General features: G+C 57.0%; 16 protein-coding genes and 5 pseudogenes. 11 read left to right on the plus strand and 10 right to left on the minus strand.

The features are described from left to right. Positions 1-9 precede the first annotated feature (9 nt). The 5 genes from CNE_RS34710 to CNE_RS34730 form a co-directional block, all read right to left on the minus strand. Positions 10-702, minus strand: a complete 693-nt coding sequence (locus CNE_RS34710) for an amino acid ABC transporter permease (protein WP_013959436.1) — start codon at positions 700-702, stop codon at positions 10-12. 1 nt (position 703) lies between these two features. After that, on the minus strand, positions 704-1,435 hold the full coding sequence (locus CNE_RS34715) for an amino acid ABC transporter permease (RefSeq protein WP_013959437.1): 732 nt from the start codon (positions 1,433-1,435) through the stop codon (positions 704-706). 24 nt (positions 1,436-1,459) lie between these two features. Then, on the minus strand, positions 1,460-2,371 hold the full coding sequence (locus tag CNE_RS34720) for an amino acid ABC transporter substrate-binding protein (protein ID WP_013959438.1): 912 nt from the start codon (positions 2,369-2,371) through the stop codon (positions 1,460-1,462). Positions 2,372-2,409: 38 nt separating this feature from the next. Continuing rightward, positions 2,410-3,144, minus strand: a complete 735-nt coding sequence (locus tag CNE_RS34725; protein ID WP_013959439.1) for an amino acid ABC transporter ATP-binding protein — start codon at positions 3,142-3,144, stop codon at positions 2,410-2,412. Between the two features lie 1,087 nt (positions 3,145-4,231). After that, positions 4,232-4,609: an aldehyde dehydrogenase family protein gene (locus CNE_RS34730; protein WP_013959440.1), complete on the minus strand. Its 378-nt coding sequence runs from the start codon at positions 4,607-4,609 to the stop codon at positions 4,232-4,234. Positions 4,610-4,644: 35 nt separating this feature from the next. On the opposite strand from CNE_RS34730, the pseudogene CNE_RS41370 reads away from it, so the two are divergent. Beyond that, positions 4,645-4,731, plus strand: a pseudogene (locus CNE_RS41370) (3-hydroxyacyl-CoA dehydrogenase); the annotation flags it as partial. 155 nt (positions 4,732-4,886) lie between these two features. Here CNE_RS41370 and CNE_RS34735 read toward each other — a convergent pair. The 4 genes and pseudogenes from CNE_RS34735 to tnpA form a co-directional block, all read right to left on the minus strand. After that, positions 4,887-5,299, minus strand: a pseudogene (locus CNE_RS34735) (LysR substrate-binding domain-containing protein); the annotation flags it as partial. Continuing rightward, positions 5,293-5,979 carry an IS66 family transposase zinc-finger binding domain-containing protein gene (locus CNE_RS34740; RefSeq protein ID WP_013959442.1) on the minus strand — a complete coding sequence of 229 codons (687 nt, stop codon included), beginning with the start codon at positions 5,977-5,979 and terminating at the stop codon, positions 5,293-5,295. The pseudogene CNE_RS34735 and the gene CNE_RS34740, both read right to left, overlap by 7 nt. A 34-nt stretch (positions 5,980-6,013) precedes the next feature. After that, positions 6,014-6,301, minus strand: a complete 288-nt coding sequence (gene tnpB / locus CNE_RS41375; RefSeq protein WP_158310048.1) for an IS66 family insertion sequence element accessory protein TnpB — start codon at positions 6,299-6,301, stop codon at positions 6,014-6,016. A gap of 45 nt (positions 6,302-6,346) precedes the next feature. Further along, entirely contained in the window at positions 6,347-6,742 is a 396-nt protein-coding gene (gene tnpA / locus CNE_RS34750; RefSeq protein ID WP_041229087.1) for an IS66-like element accessory protein TnpA, read from the minus strand. Positions 6,743-6,820: 78 nt separating this feature from the next. On the opposite strand from tnpA, the pseudogene CNE_RS38990 reads away from it, so the two are divergent. Continuing rightward, positions 6,821-7,348: pseudogene (locus tag CNE_RS38990) on the plus strand (IS66 family transposase); the annotation flags it as partial. Positions 7,349-7,479: 131 nt separating this feature from the next. Here CNE_RS38990 and CNE_RS34760 read toward each other — a convergent pair. Continuing rightward, positions 7,480-8,400 carry a LysR family transcriptional regulator gene (locus CNE_RS34760; RefSeq protein WP_041229088.1) on the minus strand — a complete coding sequence of 307 codons (921 nt, stop codon included), beginning with the start codon at positions 8,398-8,400 and terminating at the stop codon, positions 7,480-7,482. Positions 8,401-8,568: 168 nt separating this feature from the next. Between CNE_RS34760 and CNE_RS34765 the strand changes: the two genes are divergently transcribed. The 9 genes and pseudogenes from CNE_RS34765 to CNE_RS40185 all read left to right on the plus strand — a co-directional run bounded on the left by CNE_RS34765 (position 8,569) and on the right by CNE_RS40185 (position 16,506). After that, entirely contained in the window at positions 8,569-9,882 is a 1,314-nt protein-coding gene (locus tag CNE_RS34765; RefSeq protein WP_013959447.1) for a dicarboxylate/amino acid:cation symporter, read from the plus strand. A 70-nt stretch (positions 9,883-9,952) separates the two neighbouring features. Further along, positions 9,953-10,635, plus strand: a pseudogene (locus CNE_RS34770) (hypothetical protein). Between the two features lie 274 nt (positions 10,636-10,909). Then, complete coding sequence (dctA, locus tag CNE_RS34775; protein WP_013959448.1) at positions 10,910-12,223, plus strand: C4-dicarboxylate transporter DctA; 1,314 nt, start codon at positions 10,910-10,912, stop codon at positions 12,221-12,223. Between the two features lie 49 nt (positions 12,224-12,272). Continuing rightward, entirely contained in the window at positions 12,273-13,340 is a 1,068-nt protein-coding gene (locus tag CNE_RS34780) for an Ldh family oxidoreductase (RefSeq protein ID WP_013959449.1), read from the plus strand. A 98-nt stretch (positions 13,341-13,438) separates the two neighbouring features. Then, positions 13,439-13,561 (plus strand): GntR family transcriptional regulator, encoded by a 123-nt coding sequence (locus CNE_RS42535; RefSeq protein ID WP_238553228.1) that lies wholly within the window; start codon positions 13,439-13,441, stop codon positions 13,559-13,561. A 56-nt stretch (positions 13,562-13,617) separates the two neighbouring features. After that, positions 13,618-14,088: an FCD domain-containing protein gene (locus tag CNE_RS34785; protein WP_238553160.1), complete on the plus strand. Its 471-nt coding sequence runs from the start codon at positions 13,618-13,620 to the stop codon at positions 14,086-14,088. Positions 14,089-14,148: 60 nt separating this feature from the next. Beyond that, complete coding sequence (locus CNE_RS34790; RefSeq protein ID WP_041229089.1) at positions 14,149-14,457, plus strand: putative quinol monooxygenase; 309 nt, start codon at positions 14,149-14,151, stop codon at positions 14,455-14,457. A gap of 96 nt (positions 14,458-14,553) precedes the next feature. Further along, positions 14,554-15,855, plus strand: a complete 1,302-nt coding sequence (gene otnK, locus CNE_RS34795; protein ID WP_013959451.1) for a 3-oxo-tetronate kinase — start codon at positions 14,554-14,556, stop codon at positions 15,853-15,855. Beyond that, positions 15,852-16,506 (plus strand): annotated as a pseudogene (locus CNE_RS40185) (class II aldolase/adducin family protein). The gene otnK and the pseudogene CNE_RS40185 overlap by 4 nt, the downstream one beginning before the upstream one ends. Positions 16,507-16,553: the final 47 nt, after the last annotated feature.

A 16,553-nucleotide genomic window follows, 5' to 3' on the forward strand; every position in this document is an offset into this window, starting at 1 on the left:
AATTTCCCGTCACCGGATGATTGCGACCTTTGTTTGAACGCGCTTCACCAAGCTGGACGCTCCGAATGATATGAGGAAATAGACAACTGCAGCGAATAGATATAGCTCCACAATCCTTCCATCGCGCTGCGCGATCTTTGATGCCGCGCCCAAAAAGTCGGTAAGTGAAAGGACGTACACCAAGGAGGTGTCCTGGAAGAGAATGATTGTTTGAGTGAACAGAACAGGCAGCATGTTTCGGAAGGCTTGTGGAAGCACCACTGTCCCCATCACCTGCCGATACGTCATTCCCAACGCGAACCCGGCCGCCAACTGACCTCGCGAAACGGATTGAATCCCGGCTCGCATGATTTCGCAAAAATAAGCTGCCTCAAATAATGTAAAAGTAATCAACGCTGAGGCGAATCCACCCACCGAAACCGGCCGGCTTGCGCCGGTGGCCCACCCTACCAAGATTGGCACGAGGAAATAGAACCAGAAAATAACCAGCAGCAGCGGCAAGGAACGCATCGTGTTCACGTAGCTTTGAGCCACGGTCGACACAATGCGATTCGAGGAGAGTCTCGCTAGTGCCAGCAGTGTGCCGAGCAACAGTCCACCGATAGTGGCCAGAGCCGTCAGAGAGAGCGTTACACTCATCCCTTGCACGAAAAGGTAACCGAGCGAGCGCCCGATGATGCCGAAATCGAAATCGCCTAACATGTCATTTCCCCGTGCTGTAGCCGGGAACAGCGAGCTTCCGTTCCAGCATGCGCATTCCTGACGTAACCAAGAGGTTCAGGAGCAGATACGTGATAGTGGCCGCGGAAAAGGCCTCGAAGAACTGGAAGGACTGCTCCTGAATTGCATACGCCCTAGAGGTAAGTTCCACCAAGCCGATGGTCAACGCCACAGACGTATTCTTAATCGTGCTCAAAAAGTCAGACGTGAGTGGGGGGAGTATGATGCGCCAAGCCACTGGCAGTAGGACGTAGCGATAGGTCTGCAGCGTGCTGAACCCGAGTGCCATGCCTGCGTATCGTTGCCCACGCGAAATGGAACCGATGCCTGAGCGTAGCTGCTCGGCAACACGCGCCGACATATAAAAGCCAATGCCCATTACCGCTGTGAAGAACGGTGCATTCGGCAGCTGCTTAAGCCACTCGCCCGCCTTTCCCGGCAGCACTTCTGGCAACACGAAGTACCACAGGAAAAGCTGCATCAACAGCGGCACATTACGGAAAAGCTCGACCCAAGCACGACCTACGCGCTGCGCGGCGGGCGACGGCAACGTTCGCATGATGCCGATGACCGAGCCAACAACGAGCGCGATGACCCACGCACTTAGTGCCGTCGCCAAGGTCCAGCGCAGGCCAAGATAGAGGGTGTACAGGTAGGTGCCGGCACCGTCCGGAGACGGCTCAAAGAAAATGCCCCAGTTCCAGTGGTAGTTCATGTTCGCTTCCTAAGATACTGGCCTTTAACGAACGTAGGCGTCCGGATCCGCACTGCTGCTGGGCTTCTGGTAGGCGTTGCGCAGAGCCTGGGACATCGGATAGTTAAAGTTGATGCCACTGGGTGGGACGGGCGCCTGGAACCACTTCTTGTACAGTGTGTCAATTTCAGGGCTCTGGTAAATTCCGGCAGTCACGCGGTCCACCAAAGCCTTGAAGGCGGGATCATCCTTACGGAGCATAATCCCGTACGGCTCAGGTTTGGAGAATGCGTCGTCACTGATTGCGTACGCAGCGGGATCCTTGGAACGCGCGATGGCAACAGCCAGTTGCACATCGTCCAGAACGTAGGCCTGAGCGCGCCCGGTCTCTAGCATCAGGAAGGCCTCGAGTTGGTCCTTAGCCGAAACAATGTTCATGCCGAGATTGCGCTCGACATTGATCTTGTTGAGTTGGTTGATGTTGGTAGACCCAGCCACCGAAACGACTGTTTTCCCCTTCAGATCCTCAATCTTGCGCAGGTTTGAGGATTTCTTCGCCGCAAATCGGCTCGCGGTAAGGAAGTGAGAGTTGGTGAACGCCACCTGCTTCTGACGCTCAACACTGTTAGTCGCAGAGGCGCAGTTGAGGTCGATCGTACCGTTGATGAGCAGCGGGATGCGATTCGCAGCAGTGACCGGCGTGAACTCAACAGCCGTTTGTGGCTGGTTCAGCTCGCGCTTCACGGCGTCCACGATCTTCATGCAGATATCAACTGTAAAGCCAGCAGGCTTCTGGTTCGCATCGAGATAGCTAAAAGGCACCGACGCCTCCTGGAAGCCGATAACGATGCGCTTGGTCTCTTTTACCTTTTCCAAAGTGCCACCAGGTCCTGCAGCAAATGCAGAAGTCACTGTCAGGGAAATGGCGAAAGCAAGGGTACTTTTCAGTGAACGCATTTGTTGTCTCCGTTGATATTTTGGTATCTGTTTTACTTTCAGTGCTGGAGGATTTTCGACAGAAAATCTTGGGCTCGCACCGTTCTGGCATTGGGTGTTCCGAAGAATTCAGCTTTGGAGCAATCTTCGATGATTTGTCCAGCGTCCATGAAGATCACCCTGTCGCCGACCTTCCTGGCGAACCCCATCTCATGGGTCACGCACATCATCGTCATGCCTTCATTGGCGAGTTGCACCATCACATCGAGCACTTCTCCCACCATTTCCGGGTCCAATGCGGACGTGGGTTCGTCGAAAAGCATCACGACAGGGTCCATACACAGAGCTCGGGCGATTGCTACCCGTTGCTGCTGACCGCCGGACAGCTGGCCGGGATACTTACTTGCGTGAGCAGACAGTCCTACTCGCTCAAGCATGCTTAGGCCGCGCACTTTTGCATCGCTCCTTTTGCGGCCAAGGACCTTGACCTGTGCCAGGGTAAGGTTTTCAGTGACTGACAAGTGAGGGAACAGTTCGAAGTGCTGGAAGACCATGCCGACCTGCGACCGCAGTTTGGGCAGATTGGTCTTCGGGTCGCTGATAGCGGTTCCGTTTACGACAATCTCGCCTTTCTGAATGGGCTCCAACGCGTTGACGGTCTTGATTAAGGTGCTCTTACCGGACCCGGAAGGGCCACAAACTACGACCACTTCCCCCTTACTGATAGTAGTAGAGCAGTCCTTAAGCACCTGGACGCTGCCGTACCACTTACTGACGTTTTTAATTTCGACCACATCGTCTCCTCATTCTTGACATCTCAAAGCGGCCAGCGCAGGGGATGGGGCAACTTGCGTTGCAACACAAGCGTCTCTGTTCCCAATTTCGCCAGCGCCGAAGCACCAAACTTGCCAGTGCGCACGGTCATAGTGGCTTGCTAGCCAGGCAGACAGACAACAGACAGACCGCCCACCAACTCAACGCGCCGTACGATCCGTGCCTTCGCATGCTGGAATCATAATTAACTATTTCTCGCCGTACGAAATAGAGAATTTACATACTAGGATCACGTTTCTTGATGAGCCTTAAAAGACACTTCTCACGCTCATAAGTGGTGCTGATTGCCCTTAAATGGGCCCAAAAACCAAGGGGCATCAGCACTTGCGCGCCATAATGGGGAGTTCGGAATTCCTGGGGCACACGCGCCGCAGGAGGTGCATGAAGGGGCTGACCCGGGGTTCGCCATACGGGACACTCCCCTGGATATTTGGGAAGGACCGAGGGGCGCCTTTACGTGGTCTCTAAAACCCGAGAGGCTGCCCTTGAAGCGGGCTGCAGCAACTGCTGCAGCGCTTCCTCATCGTTCGAGAGCCGAAAACGCAACACCGTGAAGTCGTCGCAGATTGCCAGCTGCCTACACCGGCCTGCGCCGCCAAAAGGCTGGAGCTTCTCGACAAGAGGCCTGCCAGTTAGCTTGGCGCTCGCCGTGTGGATGGAAGCGGATTGAACGCGGACCGTGGATCCAAGGTGCGAGCAATGACTCCGCCGGGTCGCTATTCGTAGTGAATAGGCTGGATGTGCGATTCCATCCAGTCATAGTGCCTGTCGTAGCCGCCCACGCCCAGTTCGTTTGCCTTGGCGACTGCTCATTGCTATCGGGTCGCTCGCTTCGCTTCTGGCCGACTCGCGTCTTGTTATCATCGCCGGCAAGCCTGCGGTTTCCCGCGGCGGCTTCATCTCTTCCGTAGTACATCGGGTGTGCATTCCTCTTCAACGCAGCCTGCCCTTTTGGCTAAGCCTCGGCGCAATGGTCCAGGCGAGTATGGCGAGCTGGACCACTTGTGAGGCGCCACGAAACCTGAGCCGCCGCCGCCAATTTTTTTCCTATTGCGATCGCCTCAGCGACACCGTTCTGGGCACCGTATATTCCAAGAGACCATCGACATCGTTCTCAATGCCGACGCCCGATTGCTTGTGACCAGCCATGGGCTTGTCGGGCCCGATAGTGTGAATCTGGTTAACCCAGACCGTACCGGTATTAAGCCGCAGGGCGACTTCCATAGCGGCCTCCTCGTCGCGCCCCCAGACCGAACCACCTAGGCCGTACTCACTGTTGTTCGCGCGCGCAATGACCTCGTCCACGTCGCGGAACTTAATCAGCGGCAGGATCGGGCCAAATGCTTCTTCGCAGACTACCCGTCCGGTATCCGGCGGATTGTCCACAAGCGTGACAGGGAAGAAATCGCCGCTTCCCTCCGGCACTTCACCGCCGACAAGAATGCGATATCCAGCGTTGCGCGACCGCTCTGCACATCCTGGAGAACCCCATGCTCAACGGCGAGACCATCCGCCTGGACGGCGCCATCCGCATGGCGCCACGCTGAGCGGTCCTATCAGTATGAGAAGCGCTGCGCTGACTGCCGGAGAACAGCTTGCCTCTGCGTGAACCATCAGTTTCTCTGAGAGCGGAGACCATCAGCACTGCGCGACTACCTGATGAATCGCAGGGGCCTACAAGCTCCCCGAGAAGATCCTCTGCTTAGTCACCATCTAGCGGCAAGTTGCTCAGGCACCAGCTTAAACAATTGGTTGCGGACACGCAGATTTGCAACTTGCGTTCGGCCCATTCATCATTGAGCCGGATGATCCGCAGCGCCATTGTGCCCGCATGGCGAGCGACGGTATTCTCCGGAAGCACACCAATGCCGAATTGGCCTCAATCATCCGGCACGCGGTCTCGAAGTTGCTGACCTGCACGCGCCAGCGCAACTCACGCTGCAAATCCTCTGCGGCGCGCTTGAGGACATTGTGAATCGCGCTGGCCTCCGGTAGGCCTATGAAGTCGTAGCCCAGCGTATCAATGAAGTCCATGCTGCTGCGCTCGGCCAGCGGTTGGCTCAGCGTGGTAGCAAGCACTAGGCGGTCCCACCTGCACGGCATCACCTCTAGGCCTCCTGCCGGTAGTACGGCAGGTGATCAACGAAGCGGCTGATCAGCGTGTGCGCGACCAAGCCGGCTGCTGGTAGGCCGCCGTCGATGATTTGCGGTTCAACAGGCTCTTGTACCAGGCGTTGGCAGCATCGGCAGGCCCACTTGCCATAGATGTGGCGGTGCACGAAGAACTCCGCCGGCACGATATCCAACTTCTCGCTGACGTCCTCACCCACGCGTACCATGGTCCGTCCACAGCCCGGTGTTGAGCAGTGAGTATCCTCGGGCTCGTGGTAATGCTCAACTCGGCGCAGGTGCGCCGGAAGGGGCTGGCGACGGGGCGTGCGTTTGGACTTGGTGTTGTCTTCAATAGAGGGCTCGCCCTTGGCCTGCTGCAACTGCGCTTGCAGACTGGCCTCGTCTTCGGCCAGTGTCTCCTCAAACAGGCGGCGCTGCTCGGCGCTCATCGCCTCGGTCTTGGCTCCGAACTTCCAGGCCTTGAGTCGCGCCAGTTCGAAGGTGATCTTCTCGATCTTGACGTCCTTGAGCTTGATCTCGCGTTCCTGCTGCTGGATGTGTGCGAGCATCTGCTGCGCCAGTGCCAGGACGTCCTCGGGCGCGAGATCCTGAAGGCCTTGGTCTTGTAGTTGGCGCAGGTTCAGCATGGCACCATCGTGCCAGCCACCGGGCGCTACTACCATCCGGATTTATGCTGTCAACGCACCGTGATCATCGTCATATCCGCGTAATGGCGCGGAGGTCCTCCAGGCGCTGCCAGGGCAGACCGAGCACCAGGGCGTCGAACTGCGCCTGCGTCAGTTGTGCGCCGGTGGCGCCGGCCTGTATGGCAGGCCAGGTAAAGCGTCCCTGGTTGAGGCGGCGCGCGGCACACCATACGCCAAAGCCGTCATGCACCAATAGCTTCATGCGCGTATGGCGGGCGTTCGAGAACAAGTAGGCGTGATGAGACTGAGCTGCGCCGAAGACCTGCACCGCGCGCCAGCAACCGCTCGCTTTCGGCACGCATGTCGATGGGTTCGACGGCCAACCACAGCGCGTCAATGCGGATCATCGCAGCCAGTCCCGAAGCAGTTGGGAAAACTGCTGCGCCGCTGACAGAGGCCAATGCACAACCAGCGTGCCGCCTGGGCGCGGTATCTCCATGCGGATGGTCTCGGGCGTTGCCGCCGCCGGCGTCTTACACGATAGCACCTCTCCCGTGACTGCGGACAGGGCGTCCACCTGTAGCGGAACAAACGCGTGGCCCTCGCTCAGCGCCGTCAGCATCTGCCGCTGACGGTCCTCGCGCATCCATGGGTGCACCATATTCGGGTTCAGCCCGTGGCTGAGCGCGACCCCCGCAACCGAAGCTCCTGGCGTGCGAACCTGTTCCAGGAACATCGCCTTGAAATCGGCGCTGTACTCCCGCCGGCGCGGCCGCTCAACTGTCGACACTTGATCCATCGTATCCACGATCCTCCTTCGTGTGGACGATGCTTCATCGCTTCAATCGATTCAAGATGGAACAACTGGTCGCTTACGTTCTACGAACTGCACGCCAACCATAAAAGCGAGGTGTCGGGTCAGGCGCTGGCGTACATCGGCATGCTCTACGACGTTGAGCGCGAGGTGGCGACACTCAGCCCAGAGGAGCGACGACGCATGCGGCAGGAGAAGGCGCACGCCGTGGCCGATGCATTGCATGCCTGGATGATCGGCCAACGGCAAAAAGTGCCAGACGGATCGGCCATCGCCAAAGCACTGGATTACAGCCTCAAACGCTGGGAAGCGCTCACGCGCTACCTCGACGATGGCAATGCGCCGATCGATAACAACTGGGTGGAAAACCAGATCCGACCTTGGGCGATCGGCCGCTCGAACTGGCTGTTCGCGGGCTCATTACGAGCAGGACAACGGGCGGCCGCGGTCATGAGCTTGGTGCGTTCGGCACAGTTGAACGGACTGGATCCGCATGCGTACCTGACGGACGTGCTGACCAGACTGCCGACCCAGCGCGCTAGCGCCATCGGTGAACTGCTGCCGCACCGTTGGACGGCTGCCGTCTCCTGAAACCATACACCGTCAAGACCGCTTCGCCAGCCGCCTACTTTAGATAGGCAATATCATCCTTTCATTACGGCAATGGGAAAATGGCCGTATGTTCAACCACCCTTTCCCAACTCGAAAACGTCGGCAAGTCACTACTGGGGCGTCTTAGCATTGAGCTCAATACCGCTCAAATGCTGGAGAAGCTTGTTTGCTTCTGGTTGAAGAGCATGCAAATCGCGCACGCCTAGCCATAGCGAACGCACGGCCCAAGGGTCCGCCAGACGGACGGCACGTAGACCTGCAACGAGTATTTCTTCACGCACTGCACCCGCGGGTAGGAGGCCAATGCCGTGCCCCGCTTCTATCATGCGGCAAATGCCGTCGAAACTAGTCACCTGGATCCTGAGTTTCAATATTCGCTCAAGCGCCGCCGCTGCTTCCGTCATCCGGTTCAAAAGGGAGCTGCCCTGGTTCAGCCCAACGAAGTCGAAGTCCAAAGTGTCAGCAAACTGTACCTCAGCTCGATCTGCGAGCGGATGGTCGGCAGGCACAAGGACTACTAGCACATCCTTGCGATAAGCGAACTTTTGTATACCCGGCGCATGTACGTTGTCTGCGAACACCCCAATGTCAGCAACACCTCTCATCACCGCCTCGACCACCTCGTAGCTCAGTTTCTCTTCCAAGCTGATTCGGATGAGAGGCTCGCGCTCAAGAAAGGCAGCTAAGTCATTGGGCAGGAACTGTACTACCGCAGATGTGTTGGCCCACACCCGAACATGTCCGCGGACCCCAACGGCAAAGTCACTCATAGCGCTCGACATCTCATTCACGGTCTCCAAGACACTCTTGGCGTGTCGCACCAACTCATGGCCGGCAGAAGTGAGCATCAAGCCCCTAGGGAGCCTAAAAAACAATGGGCAATCCACTGTTCGCTCCAGTTCCGCTATCCGCTTGCTAACCGCCGATAGCGTCATATGCGCCTTTTCCGACGCACGGGTTACGCCGCCGTTCTCTGCGACGAGCAGAAAGATTCGAAGGGATTGAAGGTCGAAATGTGTTGGCTTAAGCACAAAAATTCTCTCGTATTCGCGTCCGCTCCTATAGTAATCGCCCTCAGTAGCTTTTCCCAGAAGGAAAGGGTTGTTGACCGATAACTGATTCTCGGATGTAGGCATCTGTAAAAAAATACCGCCCTAACGAGCGGAATTACCCGCCGGGCACAGTAGCAGGAGACAGACATGCCCACAGTCGATTCGGCCATTCCCGCCGGCGTGCCAGACGAACGCCCGCACAAGAAGTGGTACAGCCACCTCTATGTCCAGGTGCTCATTGCCGTAGCAATCGGCATTATTATGGGACACATCTACCCCAATGCCGCCCAAGCCATGAAGCCGCTTGGCGACAACTTCCTGAAGCTGGTGAAGTTGATGGTCGCACCGCTAATCTTCTGCACCGTCGTGCATGGCATCGCAAGCATGCGGGACATAAAGGCGGTGGGGCGCCTTGGCGGCAAAGCCCTCATCTACTTCGAGGTCATGACAACACTGGCCCTGGCCATAGGCTTGCTGGTTGTCAACATCATGAAGCCCGGCGTCGGAATGCACGTAGACCCATCGACGCTTGATGCTTCGTCTATTGCAACCTACACCAAGGCCGCCCATGAGCAAACGGTGGTCGGCTACCTCTCCCACATCATTCCTCACACCGTGATTGGGGCATTTGCGGAAGGTGACCTTCTGCAGGTGTTGTTCATCTCCATCATCTTTGCGTTTGCTCTGCAAATGCTTGGTGAACGAGGCAAGCCGATGTTGGACGTGATCGACTCGGCTGCGAACACCTTCTTCAACATGGTACGTATCGTCATGTACGTATCGCCATTGGGTGCCTTCGGAGCAATCGCATTCACGATCGGCAAGTACGGCATTGGGTCGTTGGCATCATATGGCCAACTGCTTGTCACGTATTACCTGACTGCGGTGCTGTTTGTCGTGATTGTTTTGGGTGCGGTATGCCGCCTAACTGGTTTCGGCTTGTTCAGCTTCCTCCGGTACATCCGCGAAGAGCTGCTGATTGTCCTTGGGACATCATCCTCAGAGTCTGCGCTTCCCAGGCTGATGGCAAAGTTGGAGCGCCTCGGTTGCGACAAGTCAGCAGTCGGCCTTGTCGTTCCATCGGGCTATTCCTTCAATCTGGACGGAAGCTGCATCAACATGACCGTCCTTGCAATCTTCATCGCGCAGGCAACCGACACATATCTGTCTTTCGGCCACCAAGTTACCCTGCTGGCCATTCTCCTGTTGACCTCGAAGGGCGCGGCGAGCGTGAGTGGCGGTGCATTCATCGTACTAGCTGCCACCCTCGGCTCGATCCCGGGGTTCCCCGTCGCAGGCTTGGTGCTCGTGCTTGGCGTCTACCGCTTCATTTCAGAAGGCGGCGCAATCGTGAACGTCATTGGGAATGGGATCGCCACGATTGTCGTCGCCAAATGGGAGAAGCTTCTGGATGAAGAAGCACTCCACCTTGAGCTTCAGCGTGGCCCCGATTTCAATTGAGCAGCAAGAGCTCAAGTTGCCGAAGACAGGGCCGGCTTTCCCAAGCTCATTCAAGAAGGAAAACACCATCATGGATGCCAAGAGGGTTTTCATCCAGGAAGTTGCGACGCGCGACGGATTCCAAAACGAGGCAAAGTACGTTGAGACTGATGAAAAAGTAAGTCTCATCAACGCACTGAGCGAGTGCGGCTATGCGAAGGTCGAAGTGACATCCTTTACGTCACCCAAAGCCATTCCGGCCCTTCGAGACGCCGAAGCCGTGATGCACCGCATTTCCCGTCATGAAGGCGTTGTGTACACGGTTCTGGTGCCCAACGTACGTGGCGCAGAACGCGCGCTCTCGTGTAGCGTTGATGAGGTCAACCTCGTCATGTCTGTCAGCGAGAGCCACAATCGCACCAACCTCAGGATGTCGCGGGAGCAGTCATTCGCCCAGCTCTCAGACGTCATCGGCCTCGTCCGTAGCACACAGACAGCGATCAACGTCTACCTGGCTTGGGCGGCTGCCCCTACGCGCCCGGCGCCACCGGAAACGTATGCACAGAAGAGCTCGTTCACATGCTAGAGCTTGATGGATACGACACGGGTATCGACCTCGCTGCCATCATGGCTGCGTCAGCAAGGCTTCCTGGACTCATCGGGCACGACGTCCCGAGTCAACTACTCAAGGCCGGTCGCCGTCTAGACCTTCACCCGATGCCTCCCACCGTCAGCGTGCCGGAGCAGAATGCATTCGCGTCCTCGGCAGGCTGATCCGAAACTCACAGCCTGCATTCCTCGCGCAGCAGGACCGCGCTCTCCGAAACGAGCCGCAGCGTCCGGCCGCCACATTATCCCGGGCAGCGGTCGTCGCTGCCCGCGCCTCTTTTTGTCGGCCATTTAGCAGCGCCCCAGCTCACACAGAACCGCTTTTCCAAAACGAGGGTTTACCCGGCCCCGCTCCAGGGTGTCAGTCGTTGCGCTGTAGGTAGACCATACCTATGGCGTCTAGGGTTGTCTGGATGGGAATTCAACGGAGCGAGACGAAATGCCAAATTCTGTGAACCAGACAGACGTACTATCTACAAGGCCGGGAAGTCTCTTCCGATTTGTGGCGCGAAACCTCTATGTGCAGGTTCTGCTTGCCATGGCGATCGGCATTACCTTAGGGCATTACTATCCCGAAATCGCCGCCCAAATGAAGCCATTTGGCGACGGATTTATTAAGTTGATCAAGATGACAATCGGTATGGTCATCTTCTTCACCGTGGTTTCAGGCATCGCCGGCATGCAAAGTTTCGGCAAGGTCGGAAAGGTGGGAGGCATTGCACTGCTCTATTTCGAAATCGTCTCGACTATTGCCCTTCTCATTGGCTTGGTTGTCGCAAACATCATCAAGCCCGGCGAAAGCTTCAACGTCGACCCCGCCAAGCTGGACGCGAGCCAGATTAAGCAGTACGTCACCGCGGCTCAAGGCAACGGCTTGACCGATTTCTTCCTGAACATTATTCCCAAGACGCTTGTTGGCGCATTCACCAGCGACAGTATCCTTTCGGTGGTGTTCGTTTCCATTCTTATGGGACTGGTGCTCGGAAAAATTGGCGACAAAGGCCGTCCCATTCGCGAACTGGTTGACGCCTGCTCGCATTGGATATTCGGCATCATTAACATGATTATGCGCTTCGCTCCGATTGGAGCATTCGGCGCCATGGCATTCACCGTCGGCAAGTTTGGTATTGCCTCACTGCAGTCACTGGTTGTTCTGATCTCGACTTTCTACCTGACCGCGGCAATCTTTGTTTTCGTGGTCTTGGGTGCGATTGGCTACTGGTACGGCTTCAGCATCTTCACGGTTCTGCGCCACTTCCGGAGCGAACTCGTGCTGGTTCTTGCTACGTCCTCCTCGGATGCCGCCCTGCCGGCCCTCATGCGCAAGCTGGAGAACGTTGGCTGCAAGCCTGGAACGGTTGGCTTGGTTATGCCCGCGGGTTATGTCTTCAACTCTGATGGAACCAACATCTACATTACGATGGCGGTCCTATTCATCGCACAAGCCATGCATGTGGAACTCACGATTTGGCATCAACTCATGATCTTGGGCGTCGCCACGCTGACGACCAAGGGTTCCGCCGGTGTACCTGGTGCCGGATTCGTATCGCTAGTCGCAACTCTCGCGTTGGTGCCGGAAATCCCACTCGTCGGCGTAACGATGCTGCTCGGCATCGACCGCATTATCAGCGAAGGCCGTGCACTCGTGAACGTCATCGGAAATGTTGTCGCAACGCTGGTAATTGCGCGACGTGAAGGTGAAGTTGGATCAAACGACTTGCAGCTTGCTATGCGCACCGTCACTTCCGACTGACATCCGAGTTTCGAGAACCTTTCCAATTCATTTCGAATGTTGAGATAATATGTCTGACGAAAACGATGTTCTGATTTCGGAGTGCTCACTCCAGAGATTTTGCACTCAAGTGCTGGAAAAGATCGGCGTTCCGGCCGTTGAAGCGCTCCTTGCCACGAACAACCTCATCGAGGCAGACCTTCGCGGCGTGTACTCGCACGGCGTGGTGCGTTTCCCCATCTACGTAAAACGCATCCTGGATGGCGGAACCAACCCGAAGCCGAAAATTTCGGTGGTCCGCGAAACTAGGACGACCACCGTTGTTGACGGTGACAACGGCTTGGGCCATCTGGTGGGCATCCGGGCCATGGAGATGGCAATCGACAAAGCCAAGGATGGCGATTGCGCCTTTGTTGCCGTCAAAAATAGCAACCATTTTGGTGCGGCCGCCTACTACGCAGAGATGGCCGCGCGCGCCAACATGATTGGCTTCAGCTTCACGATTGGAGCTATTAATCACATGGCTCCTTGGGGCGGCGCCGAAGCGGTACTGGGTAATAACCCGTTCGCCGTCGCCTTCCCAACGCGAGAGCCCTTCCCGATTGTCTTGGACATGGCGTGCAGCGTCGCAGCGCGGGGGAAAATCATTGTCGCCGCAAAGGAAGGAAAACCCATTCCGGGCGACTGGGCAACGGGTCCTGATGGTCTTCCCACCACCGATGCGGTTGAAGCGCTCAAAGGTTTCGTCATCCCCGTGGGCGGCCCGAAGGGCTACGCTCTGACTTTGACAGTCGGGTTGCTCAGCACCATGCTGTCTGGGGCATATTTTGGCAGCGAAGTGGGCGACCTGTATGCCAAGACCACTACTGCTCAAAACAGCGGCCACCTGTTTGGTGTGCTACCGGTCGCGTCTTTCGATGACCTCGACGCATACTTTGACCGGATTCAGAGGGGTATTGCTGACATTCGAGGTGCCAAGAAAGCTACTGGGGTCGACCGCATTTATCTTCCTGGCGAGCGCGAATATCTTTCCCTGGTGCAGCATCGCGAACATGGCATTCCCATCGGGCCGGCCTTGGCCGAAGAGCTAAGCGCCCTCGCTAAGGCGTATCATGCAGAGTTTGACATACTCACATGATAAAGCTGAGGTAAATCGTGAAAGGTGCACTCCTGCCGGTGGAACCGGTGCGTCGCCGCAAACTGTCCGAGGAAGTTGCCGAGCAACTGCAGTCAATGATGCTTAGTGGCCAGCTGCAGGCCGGCCAGTCGCTGCCCTCGGAGCGTGAGCTAATGAGCATGTTTGCGGTGGGACGTTCCTCGGTACGAGAAGCACTCTATTACTGCAACGGATGGGCTTAGTCTCATTACGGAATGAGGAACCAGCCTCGGTTACCAGGCCGTCAGCTCAAACCCTCGTGGACGAGCTCTCTGGAGCGGTGACGCATATTCTGGCAGACGCGGAAGGAGCGCGGGAGCTACAGCAAGCGCGCACTTTGTTTGAGGCGCTGCTCGTGCGCTATGCGGCGGAACATGCATCGAACGAGGACATCGTCAGACTGAAGGAGGCGCTGGACGCCAACCACTCGGCAATAGGCAATCAGGCTGAGTTTGGGAAAACGGACGTCGCATTTCACCAGGTCCTCGCAGAGATACCGAAGAATTCGATATTCACATCGCTCCAAGCTGCCGTTGCGGCCTGGCTGGCGGAGCAGCGATTCGTATCGTTGCGTATGGAGGGGGCGGAACAGGCGGCCTATGACGCCCACCGTGCCATCTACGAAGCAATCGCTGCGCATGACCCCAACGCTGCGGAGCGAGCAATGAACTCGCACCTTAATAAGGTCGGTGACTATTACTGGAGCGCACGCCACGACAATAGTGAATGAACAGTTTTTCCGAGTTCATTTTGCTGGAATCGCGCGACTCCACAACTTTTTGTGGAAGACATGCTTATAATCTGCGTTACCTTCACAGTTTACGACGCTCATATTGAATCTTTTCGTGAGGCGATTCTCGCTAACGCGAGCACTTCGCTGAAAGAGGAAAACGGCTGCCTTCGGTTTGACGTATGTCAGAGTAAGGATGGAGCCACCTTCTTTTTTTACGAGCAGTACGTCGACGACCAGGCCTTCGACGTGCATCTACTCAGCCCTCACTTCCTCGAGTTCGACAGGTTCTCGGTGCCTCTGGTCAAGGACAAGAAGGTCGAACGCTATTACCTGGTCGAACAATCAGCTTGCGTAACAAGCTCGTGACACGCTGGCCCATATAGGGCCTCTGCATTCCAAAGTCTGCGACTGTGCCATTTCCCTTGGCACAGGGCCGCCTCACGTACATACGGAGCACGCAAGTTGAATTCACAAGGCAAGAAACCCCTTCTCGGTTGCATCGCGGACGACTTCACCGGCGCAACTGACCTCGCAAACAATTTGGTCCGCGCCGGTATGCGCGTGGTTCAGACAATCGGGATTCCGACTCACACAGACATCGGGTCGGCAATCGCTTTGGAGACTGCGGACGCGATCGTTGTTGCCCTGAAGTCACGCACAGCTCCGATCGACGAAGCCGTCGAGCAGTCGCTATCCGCTGCAAATTGGCTGCAGAGCTTAGGTGTGGCCCAACTGTACTTTAAAGTGTGCTCGACCTTCGATTCGACTGACCGCGGGAACATTGGCCCCGTGGCCGAGGAACTGGCAGAAGTTTTGCAGGCGGGAATCGTCCCGGTCTGCCCCGCTTTTCCGGAGACCAATCGGACGGTCTACAAGGCACACCTGTATGTCGGCGATGTACTTCTGAGCGACAGCAGCATGCGTCATCACCCGCTCACACCGATGACGGACTCGAACCTCATTCACGTGCTGCAACGTCAGTCTAAGGGGAAAGTCGGCCATGTCGACCATGCAGTAGTTCGCGGTGGCTCTGACACAATTCGAGAGCGACTGGAAGCGCTCCGTACCGACGGGACTCGATTCGCCATCGTCGACGCCATCGCCAATGACGACCTCATGACCATGGGAAGAGCCTTCGCTAGTATGCCCTTGGTAGTGGCAGGATCCGGCGTGGCGATTGGCTTACCACAGAACTTTGGCATTTCACCCAGCGAGAGCGCCGCTCAACTTCCCCGCGCTCAGGGCCCGCGGGCGATAGTGTCAGGTAGTTGCTCCGCGGCGTCCAACGCCCAGGTAGTGGACTTCATTAAGCGAGGCGGAGAAGCGTTTCCCGTCGACCCGCTTCGCATTGCGGCAGGCAACGACATCGTCGGCGAAGCTCTGCATTGGGCTGGGTCCCGACTTTCCGAATCACCTGTGCTCTTCTATGCCACTGCCGCGCCCGAAGCGGTGAAGTCTGTACAGGCGCAACTCGGCGTTGAACATGCGGGGGAGCTTGTTGAGCGAACACTGTCGGCTATCGCTCTTGGCTTGGTGGAGCGCGGCGTTCGACAGCTCATCGTTGCCGGCGGCGAAACTTCCGGTGCGTGCGTACAGGCTTTGGAGGTACAGCAGATGCGTATCGGCCCGCAAATCGACCCCGGGGTACCCTGGTGCTACGCTCTCTCGCCGGCGGCTGGTAAGGATGGCCTTATGCTAGCGCTGAAGTCCGGAAACTTTGGCACCGTTGACTTCTTCACCAAAGCCTTTGGGATGCTGCCATGACGGAGCAGGAACTTCGGTTTGAGATTTGCCGGGTCAGACGCAGTCTGTTTGAACGCGGCTACGTGCATGCCACCGCCGGTAACATCAGCGTCCGGCTTGAAGACGGTTACCTGATCACACCAACCGATGCAGCTTGGGCTTTCTCGAGCCGGAACGGCTGGCCAAGGTCACGAGCAATGGTGAGCAAGTCTCGGGCGACCGAGCAAGCAAGACGCTGACACTGCATCGCAGAATCTATAGCGCAGACACCGAAGCACGTTGTGTCCTCCACACTCATTCAACTCATCTGGTGGCACTAACTTTATCGGGAGTCTGGTCTACCGAAGACATCGTACCGCCTATCACTCCATACTTCGTCATGAAGGTCGGCCATGTACCTTTGGTTGAGTATCACCGTCCAGGGCACCCCCGCGTTGCCGATTTGGTTTCCAAGGCAATTGAAGAACGCCAGGCACGGGGAGATCGGCTTCGTGCGGTGACGCTAGACCGATTAGGTCCGAACGTCTGGGGCGACACGCCAGCAAGTGCCATGGCAACCTTGGAAGAGTTGGAGGAGACTGCGCCCTTATGGCTGATGGCTCATCCGAAGCCGGCCCCCTGGATGAAGAGGCAATTGATGCGCTTCGCCAGACCTTTGGGGCTGATTGGTAGGAATGTCCCGATATCGGGGGCGGAAATCACATCAAGCGTTCCATGAC

Source organism: Cupriavidus necator N-1, from assembly GCF_000219215.1.
GTDB classification, from domain to species: domain Bacteria; phylum Pseudomonadota; class Gammaproteobacteria; order Burkholderiales; family Burkholderiaceae; genus Cupriavidus; species Cupriavidus necator.